This window comes from Nostoc sp. (assembly GCF_036917575.1).
Classification (GTDB): Bacteria; Cyanobacteriota; Cyanobacteriia; order Cyanobacteriales; family Nostocaceae; genus Nostoc.
Genome location: NZ_JBALDC010000045.1, coordinates 191560 through 207641, shown reverse-complemented (window position 1 = coordinate 207641; position 16082 = coordinate 191560). Strand labels below are relative to the sequence as shown.

14 protein-coding genes and 1 pseudogene are annotated in these 16082 nt (G+C 40.7%); 4 read left to right on the top strand and 11 right to left on the bottom strand.

From position 1 onward, the window contains the following. The first annotated feature begins 389 nt into the window (after positions 1–389). A complete protein-coding gene (locus tag V7K79_RS12575; protein WP_335048054.1) occupies positions 390–1985 on the top strand; it encodes a helix-turn-helix domain-containing protein in 1596 nt (531 codons plus the stop codon). 36 nt (positions 1986–2021) lie between these two features. On the opposite strand, the gene V7K79_RS12570 is transcribed toward V7K79_RS12575, so the two are convergent. Next, positions 2022–2999, bottom strand: coding sequence for a sucrase ferredoxin (locus tag V7K79_RS12570; protein WP_335048052.1), 978 nt, complete (start codon positions 2997–2999; stop codon positions 2022–2024). Between the two features lie 1088 nt (positions 3000–4087). Between V7K79_RS12570 and V7K79_RS12565 the strand changes: the two genes are divergently transcribed. The 3 genes from V7K79_RS12565 (at position 4088) to V7K79_RS12555 (ending at position 6603) form a co-directional block, all read left to right on the top strand. Beyond that, the gene (locus tag V7K79_RS12565; RefSeq protein ID WP_335048050.1) at positions 4088–4840 is read left to right on the top strand and encodes a Mut7-C RNAse domain-containing protein; all 753 of its coding nucleotides are present in this window, start codon (positions 4088–4090) and stop codon (positions 4838–4840) included. A gap of 135 nt (positions 4841–4975) precedes the next feature. Continuing rightward, positions 4976–5950 (top strand): ROK family protein, encoded by a 975-nt coding sequence (locus V7K79_RS12560; RefSeq protein WP_335048048.1) that lies wholly within the window; start codon positions 4976–4978, stop codon positions 5948–5950. A gap of 20 nt (positions 5951–5970) precedes the next feature. Next, positions 5971–6603, top strand: a complete 633-nt coding sequence (locus tag V7K79_RS12555) for an HAD family hydrolase (RefSeq protein ID WP_335048046.1) — start codon at positions 5971–5973, stop codon at positions 6601–6603. Positions 6604–6867: 264 nt separating this feature from the next. On the opposite strand, the gene proB is transcribed toward V7K79_RS12555, so the two are convergent. From proB to V7K79_RS12505, 10 genes and pseudogenes are all read right to left on the bottom strand, one after another. Beyond that, positions 6868–7977 carry a glutamate 5-kinase gene (gene proB, locus V7K79_RS12550; RefSeq protein WP_335048043.1) on the bottom strand — a complete coding sequence of 370 codons (1110 nt, stop codon included), beginning with the start codon at positions 7975–7977 and terminating at the stop codon, positions 6868–6870. A 280-nt stretch (positions 7978–8257) separates the two neighbouring features. Next, positions 8258–8797: a YqeG family HAD IIIA-type phosphatase gene (locus V7K79_RS12545; protein WP_335048041.1), complete on the bottom strand. Its 540-nt coding sequence runs from the start codon at positions 8795–8797 to the stop codon at positions 8258–8260. A 53-nt stretch (positions 8798–8850) separates the two neighbouring features. Beyond that, positions 8851–9477 (bottom strand): annotated as a pseudogene (locus V7K79_RS12540) (hypothetical protein). Positions 9478–9707: 230 nt separating this feature from the next. Next, positions 9708–10280 carry a DUF3727 domain-containing protein gene (locus tag V7K79_RS12535; RefSeq protein WP_335048039.1) on the bottom strand — a complete coding sequence of 191 codons (573 nt, stop codon included), beginning with the start codon at positions 10278–10280 and terminating at the stop codon, positions 9708–9710. Between the two features lie 143 nt (positions 10281–10423). Beyond that, entirely contained in the window at positions 10424–10921 is a 498-nt protein-coding gene (ruvX, locus tag V7K79_RS12530) for a Holliday junction resolvase RuvX (protein ID WP_335048036.1), read from the bottom strand. After that, entirely contained in the window at positions 10902–12158 is a 1257-nt protein-coding gene (locus V7K79_RS12525) for a GNAT family N-acetyltransferase (protein WP_335048033.1), read from the bottom strand. Before V7K79_RS12525 ends, ruvX begins: the two co-directional genes overlap by 20 nt. A gap of 208 nt (positions 12159–12366) precedes the next feature. Next, the gene (locus tag V7K79_RS12520) at positions 12367–12573 is read right to left on the bottom strand and encodes a hypothetical protein (protein WP_104907762.1); all 207 of its coding nucleotides are present in this window, start codon (positions 12571–12573) and stop codon (positions 12367–12369) included. A gap of 124 nt (positions 12574–12697) precedes the next feature. Then, complete coding sequence (locus tag V7K79_RS12515) at positions 12698–13189, bottom strand: hypothetical protein (protein ID WP_335048127.1); 492 nt, start codon at positions 13187–13189, stop codon at positions 12698–12700. A 141-nt stretch (positions 13190–13330) separates the two neighbouring features. Further along, positions 13331–15472 (bottom strand): pentapeptide repeat-containing protein, encoded by a 2142-nt coding sequence (locus V7K79_RS12510; RefSeq protein ID WP_335048031.1) that lies wholly within the window; start codon positions 15470–15472, stop codon positions 13331–13333. A 179-nt stretch (positions 15473–15651) separates the two neighbouring features. Next, the gene (locus tag V7K79_RS12505; protein ID WP_335048029.1) at positions 15652–15990 is read right to left on the bottom strand and encodes a hypothetical protein; all 339 of its coding nucleotides are present in this window, start codon (positions 15988–15990) and stop codon (positions 15652–15654) included. Positions 15991–16082 lie beyond the last annotated feature (92 nt).

Genomic DNA, 16082 nt, shown 5'->3' with positions numbered 1-16082 from the left:
AAAATTATTAACAAATCAGAGGAAGTTCATTGTATGAGGCTAGAAGATTTACTAAAAATACTTTATGTAAGGTTTGATAGTCAAAGCTAAAATGTTCATTAAGTACCTAATTAAATAAATGTTAATTTTTTTGATAAGCTCAATCCGAACAAATTCATTATTTTTTTTATGAAATGTATAGTTAATAAGAATTTTTATTAAGCTGTTTTTAAAGCCTTAATTAGCTTGTAATTAAATGCAAATTTAACAAGTTGATGTGGGATTGAATGTGGTGAGAAAAGACTATTCTCATCACAAAGATAATGTGGTAGCGAGTCATGAATAAACAGGACTCATCCAGGGGAGACCTGAGCCAGACATCTCAACGATTAGAGTGGGAAAAGAGCCAAATGCCTTATACAATTCCTAACAACAGTTGCGTTGGATGTGACAACTGCCGCCCCCAATGTCCTACGGGTGCAATCAGAATAGAAGACAATGAATACTGGGTTGATCCTGGTCTTTGTAATAATTGTGAGGGCTATTATTCAGAACCGCAATGTGTAATAGCTTGTCCAACTAATTCTCCTATTCCTTGGCAGGCGAAAAAGGGAAGATGCAAAGTCGAACCAAGAGATACTACCAGCTTAGACTTGTTTTCTAATGGCAAGAATAATCCATTTGCTTCAGCGATCGCAATTTGGGAAGCTTGTAATGTACTAGCGCAGCGTACATCCTTAAATTGGGAAACCGATGAAGAAGGCTACATCAGTTACAGCCGACAAGTCAATCAAGGGCGAGGTGCGATCGCTTTTCATATCCAAGATCCCTTGAAAGTAAACGATAAGGCCACAGATATAGCAGCAATTGAGGGGCTTGACATCAGAGCCGCTTGCATACATCTAATTTTCGCAGCTTATGCTACAGCCTTAGAGCAACCTTGGGAGGAAGAATTTGCGATCGATGAGCGACAAATTGAGAAATATTTGGGGATGGAGAAACGCAAAGACTTGAGCAAAGCTGCCAAGCTAGCTTTAATGAAAAATATCGTTCAGCAAGCTTGCTCCCTAATTATCTCCATTGACTGGCCCCAACAAGGTCGAATTAACGGATTCTCTGTCGTCAAAAGCCGCTTATGGCACTTGGTAGATATTCAACACCACTTTCAAGAAGACAATCTTGGATGCAAATATCTGATTGGGCTAACTTTTAAAGTAAAAGTAGGTGTCTGGGCACAATATTTCTTAAACAAACAAGCATGTAAAGAACGAACCGCATTTTATCAATACGGCAGTCTTCCCAAAACACTGCTTACCACAGTCATGAGCATTTGGCAGCAACATGAAGGCGCAGTTCGATTAATGCTGTGGTTGCTGTTTAAAACCAAAATGGGCAAAGAACAACGCATTACCATTCCTACCTTGCTGCGTATTGCTTACGGTGAGGAAAAAGTCGCCCTTGCATCCAGACAACGAGAAGAACGCAAACGTCTGTTGCGAACCTTTGAAAGCGATTTAGAAATTCTCAATCACTATGGAATGAAACCGCTTTTCGATCCGGTTACTTACCCACCAGAAATTCAACCTTTGTGGGCGAAATTAATCGATCTTCCCGAAGATCCAGATGAAGCATTAGAATTTTGGACTAATGACGGTGGTGCTGAAACTCGCCTCACAGATACAGGCCCCCGTGGTAAATGGAATTTGCTAATGAATGCGCGGATTTTGGCTTTTGAACTGCCGCCAGAATGGGAACAGCAAATTTTAGAATCGGAAAAAAAGAAAACAAGAACTGCTAAAGCCAAAAGAAAGCCCAAAGCGATAAACGATTTGCTAGGCGAGCAGATTTTGCAAGCGCGAAAAAATTTGAATCTCTCCCAAAGAGAATTGGCAAAACTCACAGGTAAAAGCCAAAGCTGGATTCGAGATATCGAAAATGGTCGTTTAAAAGCCAAATTAGAAGACCAAGTACTGTTACGAAAAGTCTTAAATATGGCTTCATCTTGATTCGGAATTTGGAATTAAACAATTATTCATTTACTTCTATGTACTATAACTCATTACTTTATCAGAGGTCATCCAGAAACTACCGACAGTATATTTAGTAACTACTGACTTTCGTGTAGCATTGCATGAACTCTTCAGTTGTTGAGTCTTGGTTTCATCTTTCACAAGTTTAGCCTGGTAAGTGTAGAGAGAACCAGAAGGTTGTTCAAAACTTAGTTCAGCTAAGATAGTATTATTGTCTAAACTTTGCTCTAAGATTTTGCCTGCAACTTTGTAGTTAAACCAATCCCATCCTTGACTGAGTATTAACTCTCTTTCCAAAACCTGAAGTGTAGTAGGCAAAATTCCCCAACCTCGATAGACTTTTTGTAAGCAGTGAATATCGCCAGTACGAGTCAAAATCGATCTAAATGAATCTCGATCGAGACGACCGTAATATCTTCCTTCTGGCAAGTCTATAACTGTTGGTGCAAACCGATGTCCACCAAAATGCGATGATTTCCAAATTCGCACATTATCTAAGCACAAATCAGTATTACTCGCTGTAATCTGGAAGTAAAAAGGAGTGCCATATCTCGCACAACACTTATCATGGCTACCGTGAGTACAAACTAAAATATCTCTAGTTCTACTAGTTTCTACCTCAAAATTAGAATTGATACCCCATATCCATTTTTGGACAACTCCTGCTACTTGCTCAATATTTGCTAGCTGAAACTCTTGTTTCTGGTATCCATTACTTAGCCCCTCTTGTTTTTGATAAATCAAAAGTGTAGTGTGATTTACCTTGTGTGACACATCATTAGCAATTAAGAGGAATCTAATCGGTAGTTTAGTACGCTTCACTTCTTCTACCAAAATCCTCAAATTCTCAGGCACCCATTTTGAGTTAAAAGCTTCTGATGTCCAAGGTAGAGGACACTCAACTAAAACATAAGTTTGATAATTGGTGGCACTACCAATAACATCTTCTCCTATTTGCAGTGAATCGTCAGAACAAAAAAAAGTCTTCATCTCGCTGTACTCATTAGCATATTTTATGGACAAAAGGTATTTCCAAATACAGTTGTGTTCTTAGCTACAATATCCTTGACTAAAGGAGATAAAAAAGAACAGTATTCATTTCTCAGTTCAAATTAGATAGCCACTTTATAACATCATGATTGATTGAGGTCTTTCCAATTAATAAATTCTCCACAATAAAGATAAACAGTGTCAATAGATATTTTTCCGTATGAGTGGCGTTAATTTTGTATCTAGTTTTATTGTTATTTGGTATTTAATAAATTTTAAGTTGCGGAAACTCACTTTTTATAAACTTGGTTTTCTTAGCAAAATTAAATATATTAAACCTGGTACATAAGACGCAAAGCGACTTAGAGACTTATCATCGATGTAGCTGATACTACAATCAAAAATATTTCTCGTAGCAACTTAGTTGTTTAAAGTTTTGCCGAAATTATCTACATAGCTAGTTACATATCCTGTTTTCACACATAAACATATAATTCTGTGCTGATTTTATGAAAAATATATTCATAAAGGTAGATGCGAAAGTATTTAATAAACAGATAAGGCTGAAGTAAGCCAATACTGTTTTAAGATTTCTTCCACCCTACCTGCTTTCAATATATCTATCAATCTATACATATTGCAAATTTTTCTCAATAAGTTGAGAAAAATAAAAAAATCAAATTAGGGACAAATGCTTTACTTCCTCGTACTTCATCTGCGATAAGTTAATAATCAAAAGTAGTGACCACTTATTAGCAGTGTCATTGACATTAACATTAACAAATTCGGTATTTAGCGTTTCACCTAATCTAACTTCCCGAAGATAATGTTAGGGTTTGATGATAAGCATCTACTTTGACTGTAACTGAAGTCAATAAGAAATGCAAGTATTTAAGAATCTTTATGAATTCTTTACATACAGTTTGTTGCCTCTAGGACATTGCTTAAATCAAGGTAAATAGGCATTTTATTATGGAGATATTTTACTATAACAAGCATTAATAACTTCAATTTAATAGAGAAAGCTTTGCAATTGTGACGGATTCCTGCTAGCAAAGGCGCACTTACTAATCTAAATATCTGTAGCTATGGCGATCGCATATTTCTACTTTCATACAGAATTGAATCATTTTTTACCACGGCATCACAAACAAGTGAGAATCTCTCATGTTTTTGAAGAGAAAGCCTCAATTAAGGACATGATCGAGTCGTTGGGTGTCCCTCATCCAGAAGTGGATTTTATAAATGTTAATGGTGAATATGTAAATTTTTCTTACATAGTTACAGATGGAGATACTATTAATGTTTATCCAATTTCAGTTAGGAAGATTATTATACCAAGCGTTTCTGTTTTGCCAAAACCGCTCAGTATTATCCGTTTTGTTTTAGATATTCATTTGGGGAAGCTTGCGACATCTTTACGACTTTTAGGTTTTGATACTTTATACCGCAATGACTACGAAGATGAAGAATTAGCCCAAATATCCTCTACTCAAGAGCGGATTCTCTTGACTCGTGATAAAGGTCTATTGATGCGTAGTTTGGTAATGTATGGATATTATGTTAGAAATACTAACCCTCAACAACAAATTGTAGAAGTATTGCAACGTTTCGACTTATTTAAATTAGTCTCGCCGTTTCAAAGGTGTTTGCGCTGCAATGGATTATTAGAACCTGTAGATAAACAATCTGTTATTGAACAAGTGCCAGAAAATGTGCGCTCGCAGATTGATGAATTCCAGCGTTGCCAAGACTGCGATCGCATTTATTGGAAAGGGTCGCATTATGAACGATTACAACAGTTTATTGATAAAGTACTTAACTCACAAAAAGATGAGTAGCTAAGTCATGCCAATTATTTAACCAGCTGAAATATTGCCACTAATTATTTGACTACCCCCGATTCTGGGATCTTTATCTAATGGGAACCGCTATATCTTTCTTGAGAAAGAAACTACTTAGAGGTACAAAAAACTATGACATTAATTTTAGCTCTCGATTTTGGTGGAACCAAGCTAGCAGCAGCAACAGTAAATATCGGTTCGAGAAAGTGGTTGCGTTATGAACGTCGTCTCTCGCCAGTAGATGCAGATGCTAAAACTGACTTGGAAATTATGCGATCGCTAATTTACTCTTTGTTGCAAGACACAAAACCTGCTGCGATCGGTGTCAGCTTTGGCGGCCCAGTTGACGCTTCCACAGGGACGGTGCGACTTTCTCATCATGTCATTGGATGGGAAAATATCCCTCTCAAAAGGTTGTTAGAGGAGGAGTTTGGCGTTCCTGTTGGTGTAGATAATGATGCTAATGTTGCGGCTTTGGGCGAACACCGTTTTGGTGCGGGACAAGGATACGATAGCCTGTTTTATATTACTGTCAGCACTGGTGTGGGTGGTGGTTGGATACTCAACGGCCAGCCTTGGCGCGGTGCTGGTGGGATGGCTGGCGAAATTGGACATATCGTTGTCGATCCTGCTGGGCCAGTTTGTTTGTGTGGGAAGCGGGGATGTGTGGAACGTTTGGCATCGGGGCCTTATATGGCGCAAAATGTGAGGGAAATTTTGGAAAAGGAACCGCAAAAGCACAAAGGATTTAGAGATGGAGAGGTTTTGAGGGGTTTGGTAGGAGATGATTTAACATTGCTGACGGGACAGTTGGTAAGTGAGGCGGCTGCTGCTGGAGATGATTTGGCGAAGGAAGTTTTGCACAAGGCTGCTTGGGCGCTAGGTGTGGGTATTGGCAATGTCGCAAATCTGATGAATCCGCAGCGCTTTTTGTTGGGAGGCGGCGTGACAAAGGCGGGGGAGGATTTTTGGCGGGTGGTGCGTCAACTGGCGCGGGAGACAGCTTTGCCGGAAGTTGATTTTGAAATTGTGCCGGCGGTTCTGGGGGATGATGCGACTTTATGGGGCGGTGTGGCGATCGCTTCTATGATAATCCCGAATTTGTAAATGAGTGAGGCGTGGAGCGCGTGCAAACAGAATTAGTTATTTTTGATTGTGATGGAGTATTGGTAGACAGCGAAGGATTAGGCAATCGTGTTCTTGTGGAGTTTGTCGCTGAGTTTGGACTTGCAATGAAACTTGAAGAAGCCATTTCATTATTTAAGGGTTGCAAAATGGCTGATTGTGTTGCTGTCATTGAGCAAAGACTTAGGAAAAAGATGCCGCAAGATTTTGTAACTCAGCTTCGTAGCCGTACTGCTGAGGCTACGAAGCGTGAACTACGTCCTGTAGAAGGAATAGAAGCAGCTTTAGACAAGATTAATCTACCTATTTGCGTTGCTTCCAGTGGCCCACTGGAAAAAATTAAGTTAGCTTTGCGTGTAACTAACCTACTACCTCGATTTGAAGGACGTATCTTTAGCTCATATCAAATTGGAAGTTGGAAGCCAGCACCTGACTTATTCTTATATGCGGCTAAAAATATGGGGTTTCAAGCTCCATCTTGCACTGTTATAGAAGATAGCGTTTTGGGTGTGCGTGCAGGTGTTGCTGCTGGGATGAGAGTTTTAGGTTACACCGAGCAAAGTGAGGCTCATCTACTTGAGGCATCTGGAGCGCGTGTTTTTTATTCCATGCACCAATTACCTTCTTTGTTGTGACACCGTTAAACTTAGAATTAAGAGTCTATGTAAAAATTAACATTCTGAACGATATAAAAATATTTTATTATTTAAACCTGCTATTACTGTTGAATGCCTTGACGAAACTCTTTAATCGCTTCCAAAAGGAGACGATAACAAAAGACAACGATTAAGTAGAGATAAATCTAATTCTGGTAAAAGTTCACTTTTAATAACTTTCTTATATTCTTGCTCTCGTAAGCAGTAAACTTCAATTGTGCGTTTTACTCTCTCATTTCCATTTTAAGTTAAAACCAAATTATCCCGATGAATCACGGTTTCTGCACCGGCATATCCTAAAATTGTGGAAATTTCTCGTGAATGACGCCCAGAAATCTTTTGCAGTTCATTGCTGTTGTAATTTACAAGTCCTCTAGCTATTTCGTTACCATTGGTGTCGCATAATTGCACAGCATCTTGTGTGTTAAACTCTCCTTCTACTAGCTTAATTCCAGCCGCTAATAAGGATCTTCCTGCTAGAGAAATTGCCGCGATCGCACCTTCATCTAAATACAATTTACCCGCAGGTACAAGTCCGTAAGCTATCCAACGTTTACGCGCCGAAGTTGGTTCTGGTTGCGGTTCAAAATGCGTCCCAATAAGTTCGCCTTGAATAATTTTTTCGATATTCCGGGGAAATCGCCCTTGGGTAATTACGGTACGCACTCCCGCCGCGATCGCAATTCTCGCAGCCGAAATTTTTGTCACCATCCCGCCAGTACCCCACTGAGAACCTTGGGAACCTGTCTGTATTTGTAATTGAGTTAATTCTTTAATGCTACTCACTAAAGCGATCGGCCGCGCATCTGGTACAGAACGCGGATCGGCTGAGTACAGTTTATCGACATCGGTAAGTAAAAATAGCCAATCTGCTTTTACTAAGCTGGCAACCAATGCTGAAAGGGTGTCATTATCACCAAATTTTAGTTCGTCTATTGCTACGGTATCATTTTCATTTACTATGGGAATCACTCCTAGTCCCAATAGTTCTTGAAAAGTGTTGTAGACGTTGAGATAGCGGCTGCGCTGTACCAAGTCACTACGAGTCAGTAATACTTGAGCGATCGCCTGTTGTAAAGTAGTAAATAAATCATCGTATATCCGAATTAATCTACCTTGTCCAACTGCTGCTACAGCCTGTTTCAGTGCGATCGCTTTTGGACGTTCAGTTAAACCTAACCGCGCACAACCCACGCCTACAGCGCCAGAAGAAACCAAAATCACCCGATGTCCTTGACGTCTTAAATGGCAGAGTGTTTCCGCCAAGGTAGCAATAGTAGAAAGTGCTAATTGTCCCGTTTCTGGTTGAGTTAGGCTAGAAGTACCGATTTTGATAACAATTGTTTTAGTCATTAGTCATTGGTCATTTGTCATTAATCATTGGTCATTTGTCATTTGTCATTTGTAACTGACGAATGACAACGCACAAATGACAACGGACAAATGACTAAAGAAATTGTAAAGCGCCAATCCCTCTATAGTGAAGGTTGACGCTTTACACAAGTATATTTGTTTAGTATGAGTTAGGGTCTTTTTTGGCTGACCCCATGTTATTAATACTTATGATCCCCGATTTTTTGGTTCCAGTAGGATTCCTTAACCATCTCTTTAGATTTACTTTCCTGACGATTTCTCAACTTTTGTGAATCTTCTTTTTTTTGGGGGTAATAGAGGCTCCCAGAATTTCAGATATCCAAACTTCAAAGTTGCGGACGGGATGAGAGCGGAGAGCCGCATCGGCATGAACAATCGGTTCCACTAAAATGGTAAACATTCCTAGGCGATTACCTGCTAAAACATCGGTGAACAAGCGATCGCCTACCATTCCTACTTGATGCACTGGTAGATCCATTCCCCTAAGTGCTGCTCTAATTTTACGTCGAGAAGGCTTGGCTGCACCTAAGTAGTAAGGTAAGTTGAGCGATCGCGCAATTCCACCAATTCGGGCTTCACTGAGGTTGTTACTCACCAAGCACAGTGCAGTACAGGTGCGGATTTGCTCTACCCACTCTCGTAGTTCTGGGGAAGCTATGCCGACTGTAAAGGGTACTAAAGTTTCATCTACATCCAATACCAGCCCTTTTAGCCCGTATTTTTGGATAATATCTAGTGTTAGGTTCAATACTGAACCCTGTAAAATCAAGTCAGGCTGTAAAAGATTGTTCCAGACCATAGTCAACAGTCAAATGTAGATAGCGAAGACAAATGAGCATAACCCAATATAGTTTAGTTAGTCGAACTCCATTCTGGAATATCTCCCTGAACACTTTGAGATAAAATCCCTAAAATCTTGTCTATTTCTTTGATATAATAATTACTCAAATCAATAAATATATCGTTTTATTCTAACTTCAAAAACTTCCAAATCTCCCCTGTTGTTACCGCACCATAAATTTTTCTGATTTCATTTCCTTTTTGTTGATTAAACAATTGTGCTGCCAACATTGCTGCTGCACATTGACCTAATCCACCTTTAATATTTTCATTTTTGGCTTCAATAATAACCACCACTGGCACATTAATTGTTAATTGCTCTTTAGAACGACTGATGATAAAGTCACAATAGCCATTCAGACCGTTTTCTGCATCTACATTAAAATCTGTTCCCGAAAATAAACTAATTGGATAATTAGCCCTGCGTCTTATCTCCAACAATATCGGAGTGATAATCATTTCTGAGCGAGCTGTTTCAGTATTAATTGCTAAGGCTAATTCTGTAGTTTCTTCTAAAGAGTTTTTGAGCTTCTCACTTGGTTGTAAAGGTTTTATATCAGCACATAAATCAGTTTTTTCATCAATGCGGATACTGAATGACTTTTTAAATTTACTTAATGTAAAATTACTATAAGCCATTTTCAGCACTTTATACTAGTTTGGGATTTTAGATCGTGGAATTAAAAATTCATACCAAAATGCTTTTTCCAGGATTTAAACAATACTAATTGCCCCAATGTAATGTTAATGTTTCATTGCTTCTAACATTTAATGGGACATAGTAAAAGATTTAAGTAAATTGTGATTTCAATGAAAAACTGCCAATTAAAAAATTCAAAATGAAAATATTACATTTTGAATTTTTAATCTTATTCAACTTCATTAAAAAGATGTTCTTCTAACAGAGGCTGCACTTTGCGGAACTCTTCTGGAGAAAGCAATTCAGGTTCACCTGTTTTTGTTATCCGTGCAAAAAACAACAGGGGATCTAGGGGTGTATAAATTGCATACTCCTGATCTTCATCATAGAAGCTAGCGAGTAGCTGTAATTGTTCAGGCTCTAAATTTGCCTCTTCCTCTTCAATTTCTAAGGTGAAGAGTTCTGATTCTTCCACTGGTGGTAAATCACCTGCAACTGTCAGAGCATAGGCTGTATTCTTCAGTACCAAGTTCTGCTCAGATAGTACAGCTTGGGCATTAGCAAAAATTTGCTCAATGATGGTGTCATCTTCTACCAGAACTGCTTCTTCTTCCTCACCGTCCCCTTCCCAAGAAAAAATTTCTACAGGTGAGTCAACAGGAAGAAGCAAAACGTATTCTTGTCCATCTACCTCTAGGGAATGCTCTATGTAACAGTCGAGCGATCGCCCTTTTTCATCGGTTAAAGTGATGGAACCCGCATGAGCGTTATCATTTTCTTCAGGAAATGGAGAGGAAAACATAGCCGAAATGTATAAATTTAATAAATACCAGCAAGTTTGAAAATCGTTTAACTATAGTTAATGACATATTATGTCAAACAAATAGCTTTATACGTAGATACAACTGCTGGCTAATCGTTTTCAGAATATCATGTTAAAAGGTATCAATATTCAATAGCCGCAACTGAGCTAGGGGAGTTGGCACGTTTAACATCCAGCCATTGTTGCAAAATTAAAGCCGCTGCCTTGCGGTCAATTAAACCTTTATGGCGTGACGGAGAGCGGTTTTCAGCTATCAGCAGTTGCTCTGCTTGAAATGAAGTTAATCGCTCATCCATATATTCCACAGGCAAGTTTAGTGCTTTAGCAAGTCTTGTAGTAAATTTCTGAACTTGACGAGCCTGAAATCCTAGTGAGCCATCCATTGAATAAGGTAAGCCCATAACTAGAATTTGCACCTCACGTTCATTAACGATTTGTCGGATTAGCTCCACATCCTGCTCAAAAGATGTGCGCTCAATTGTGGTGATACCCGTGGCAATTAAACCCGTGCGATCGCATCCAGCCACACCAATCCGCTTGCGACCAAAATCTAGTCCCAACGCGGAAATAAACGGTTTTGGTTGCTCTTGGGATATCACACTACTTCTCCTGCTGTCCATCTGCTGATTCAACAATCGGCGATGTTTCTATGCTGGGGTTTGTTACCGAAAAGTTAATCGGTTCTGGCTTGCTTGGCAGAGGTTTATCTGACAATGGTAACTTTCCTGGTTGTATCCATGACATCCCACCTGGTATAGGTTTACGAGTAGGTTGTAAACCTTGCAGCATATCAGTCCACTGCATTCCTTCTAAGGAAACGAATTTCGACTCTCGGAGCTTGTGCCACACAGAGCGAGACATCACTAATGTATGTTCTATGCGTTTTGCTCCAATTCGCTCTAAATATTCTTCTCGTTCTGCCTGATAGTCTGAGGATGCTAGTTGTAACCCTTGCTGGGGAAAATCTTGGGCAATACGAGCCAGTTGAGATAATAATTCTGGATAAAGCCAAGTGTAAGCAGGATGAACTGTCAGCGTTGCAGCATGAGGAACTTCACCGTTGCGGTCAAGTTGCACCTGAAAATAGCCGATCGCAGCTTTGCGTTGCGGTTCAAATACGTAACCACTAACTACTTCTGTTTTAGTTAGCCATTGCTTGACTGCATCAGTTAAAGCGCCGAATAAGCTAGTTTTAAAGTCGCGGGTATTGCGGTCAAAAACCTGACGTACCAAAGGAGGCATTGATGCCGTATCTAATTGATATAGCAACTGGGCATCAGCATTACTCACAGGCATGAGATTGGGCAAGTCTGGCTCTGCTTGCGCTAATTCAGCCAGTAATTCTGGCCCAATTTCCCAGTACGTCATTTCTGCTAGACGCTGGAATCCATTTTGCCGATATAATGCCAGCGCCTCTATGTCATTGATGTTAACTTCTAGTAGCCAAGTCCGAGCTTCCAAAATCGATTCAAAACAATGACGCAAAAGTTGCGAACCAATTCCTTGTTTATCGACACCACGTTCTAGTAGCACTTGATCGATCCGCCAAGTACTGCGTGTGCGGTTAAAAGGTGACACTTGAATCATCCCTAAAAGTATCCGCCCTTGCTCTGCGACATAAGCACAGAGGCGATACTGTAGCGGGTTAGGAAACCAACTTAAAAATTTGAGTAATCCATACCAGCGACGCAGCCTTTGCATCTGGCTGATGGCAAAACCTGCTCCCTTCGGAGTAAGGGCTGCGAATGACTCTTGAGTTATGCGCTCAATCCCGTCCAGATCACGGTATTGGACTGGTCGGATAACAACGCTGAGATTTCTGGGGAGTAATGAAGTCATTTTTATTCGAGCCGCCATTTAGCCTTAACTAACTGCTCTTCAAAGGAAGGAACTGCTGCAATAATCTTAACCAGTTTCTGCTCTCTACTATTGTGCCAAAAGGGTGATTTTAGTAACTTAATACTTAAAAAGCAGAAAAAGCAGACCTTGTGAGAACACCATTGGCATTGACCCAACAACATCTGCCCTTATTTTATTTGAATTTTGATTAAAATTTGTATATATTTTATAACCCTTGCCGAGAAACTAGCTTTTCAAAGTGGGCTTGGGTTTGATGAAGTAATTGGTGGCGACTATCTACCAGTGTTTGCTTCAGCGTTGGAACAAGATTGCGAGCTTGTAGAGTCATGTGAAGTTGCAGGTTGGCGACATATTCACTGAAATCTTGATTCATTTCATCTGCGCCCGCATCCGTTAATAAATTTGATTCCATTGCCACTGTGTTCTCCTGTGTTAATCCTGTGCTGTCTCTCTTCATGACCAAAAACTATCACGTTGTTCGGACTAACTTCTTAATTTGCAATGAAGTTTAACGCTTGTTAGGGATAGCGTGCCCCTTAAAATCTCAAACCAACACCACCTTGTACAGAGATAGCTGTACCACTGCTATCTCGGTAGGCATCAAAAGCAATAATAGCATTGCCAAAAAGGACAGTATTGCTATTTGGAATCATATAATCAATGCCCGGTTGTAAAGCAAAACTAATTTTGTCGCCCACAGGAGAAGAATCACCACCACCAGTTAGTACTAATCCAGCGCCCAGGTAGGCATCAGCTTGCCAGTTGAGGGGTAAATCGTAAGAAACCGTTGGTACAACAGCCGTATTATTACCAATTAATACTTGGGCACGCAGTGAAATTGGTGCTTCCAAAAGCTTGTAACGCCCTGCTATCACCCCTCCCAATTGGATACCATCGGTAATACCAACAGTGGGGCCGATACCGATATAACTACCATAAGCTACTTGAGCTTGTGCTGGTTTCGTACTCGCCAGACTCAAGATCAAACCAGCCCCCAAAACTGAAACCAAAGATGGAATATATTTCATAACCAACTCCTCACACCAATTAGTCATTAGTCATTAGTCATTAGTCATTAGTCATTAGTCATTAGTCATTAGTCATTGGGGATAGGGCATTAGCTTAGAAAAACTCTTCTTCAATCCCCAGTCCCCAGTCCCCATTCCATTCTACGGGCAACGGGGATGAATGCCTCCTTGAGTACAAATGTACGCTAATTGCTTGGCATCTAAATTTTTGGCTTGAGAAAAATCAACCCCTTGGACTACGGCAGATACTGAACCTAAATCTGGGGTTTGGACAAACTGATCTGCTGGATCTTGTTTGCTAGGAGCGAGAATTGCTCCTTTAAAATCTGCTCCAGCGAGATTTGCCCCTCGTAAATCTGCAAGACTTAGGTCAGCATTTTGCAAGTTAACGTTTTCCATTTGGGCAGAACGTAAAACAGCACCAGTTAAACGAGTAGCACTCAGGTTAGCATTGCTGAGATTAGCACGATCCAAATAAGCTCCTGATAAATCTGCCCCTTGCCAATCAGTGTTAGTTAAGTTAGCAAAAGATAATTGTGTTCCAATTGCAGTGGCGCGACCTAAACGCGCTGCATACAGATTGGCTTCGTTCAATTTGGCATCGCCTAAATCTGCCCCAGTCAAGCTGGCTTTTTCCAAAACTGCGTTTCGCAGATCGGCTCCTACTAGTTGGGTGCTGTTGAGTTTAGCATCATATAGACGCGCGTTGGATAAGTTGGCTCTGTTAAGAGTGGCGCGGCTCAAATCGATCCGGTTCATCAAAACGCGACTGAGGTTAGCATCTGTAAGATTGGCTTGCTGCAACTGAGCTTGGCTTAAATCAGCGATTACATCGTCGTAGGTATCCCAGCGTCCATCTTCACCCACACCCCGGAAGCGAGTACCCTTAAAGCTGGCTTGGTTAAGATTTGCAGATTTAAACTTAACTCCTGATAAATCAAGATTGTCCAGTACCAAGTTGAACAAGGAACTTCCTGAAGTACCGCTTTGACCTAATTGGGCGCTACTAAGGTCAACACCCTCGATTTTTTTACCGCTATAAACAGAGAGAATCTTGTTGATTGTCCGTTGGTTTCTTTGTAGCCGCCCTTGGCGTAATTCCCGCTCTTTGGTTGCAGTGCTATCCACAGATGATTCTAGTTCACTCACCAAAAACTGATTCTTATTTTTGAGTTCCGGGATGGCTTGAGGTCCAACAGTTGTCAAAGCTTGTTGAATCGTATCCACAAGGCTGGGGTTAGTTTCGCTAACTAATAAATCCGCAAGAAATTTAATCGATTGTGGGTCATTAAGACCACCCATAGCCAGAATTGCACTTTGACGTTGCTCATTAGTCGCCCCAGAGTTGGGAGTCAATTGTTTGACGAGTTCGAGGAATTGTTGGCTGTTGATTTGCTTGGTTGCTCGCTGGGATTGTTGAATTTGAATATAAACTTGAGTGCCAATTAAAGTTGCCAGCACAGCAGTCATACTCGTCAGCCCTACCCCAAACAAAGTCAGATTGGGATTTTGCTGTATCCGCCGCCACAAATTAGGCGACTGGCTGGTTTGATCTGCCGCTAATTCTTCTCCCTCTTGCCATTCTTCTGCTTCGTTACCGCCAGCAGACTGAGCTTGTCTGTTGCTAGCTAAAACTGCATCAATGGTATAAGTACTTGCGAGTTGATCGTGGAGTGCGCGACGCCCCCGACGCGACGGTAATCCTATCCCTTCACCCACAATCATTAATAAAGACAAAAATGTGAATAATCCTAAATTCGGAAAAGCAAAGCTGTAGCGCCACAGCAAATAGGCGATAGAAATGGGTATAGTCCAACGCCCAACGCCTTCTCTGATCGCAACTGCCCCCAATCCAGGTGGCTTCCCTTGCTCGTTGACAACCCGCACTTTTAACCAACGTTTCCCAATTGTGCTACCAGTCTTGGCTAATAAATATAATTGCCACCACGAGAGAGTTACAGGCGCTAACAAGGCGATTGTCCACAAAATATTAGTCGGCCATGCAACGTTACGGATGCCATAGCTCACAGGTAGAGCTAAGGGTCTGGCGATCGCTCTTTCTGTGACTACCAGTACGGGATTAAGCGGCACTCGGTTGAGATCGCTTCTAGAATTGGCATAGACACCAATGCCGAAGGGAATCAACCCACTAGTAACCACTAATGTGATTTCAGCCGCCCAAGCAGCAAAACGCCTACTTCCTAGCAGCAGCGAATTGGCTCTTTCCGATTTTTTGGACTGACCAGATTGATTACTAGTTCTCCTGACAATTGGTGAGGTCATCGTATAGTTTCCTTTGATATTATTTCTACGCCGCGATCGGCACAATTAAAATAGACTAAGCTAGTCAGCAAAAAGAAAAGCATATTGAAATAGAATTTAGGAGTTATAAATCAGGAGTCCTTTGTATTCTGGCTCCTGACTTTCATAACTCCAGGCATGCAAAGTAAATGCATATCAACTTATTGCTTACGTTGAAAGCTACCAGACACAAAAAATTTGTATCCAACATACACTAACACTGCCAAAAGTGCCAGACTGATTACAGATGCAACTAGTTTAAACACTGCTTGCACTATCGCCAAGCCTACTAGTACCGTCACACCCGAAACTACCAACTTTTTCACACTAGATAAGTTGTTGAACCAAATCTGAAATCGCTCCAGTTGCAAGTTGAAGCTGGCAAAAACAGACTGAGGCGTTTGTTTTTGTTCTTGTGAAACCACCCCAGGCGGGGAATTAACTTCTGCCTCTAGCTGATTGAGGCGACGCTGTAAGTCTTCTTCTGGTTGAGGATTCATCAATCTTTCCTACCTCATTAGCATACTTATTCAACAATAGACCAACCAAATTCTATTTTTGGTGGTTGTCTTAGTGATTTTAGCTAATGTCT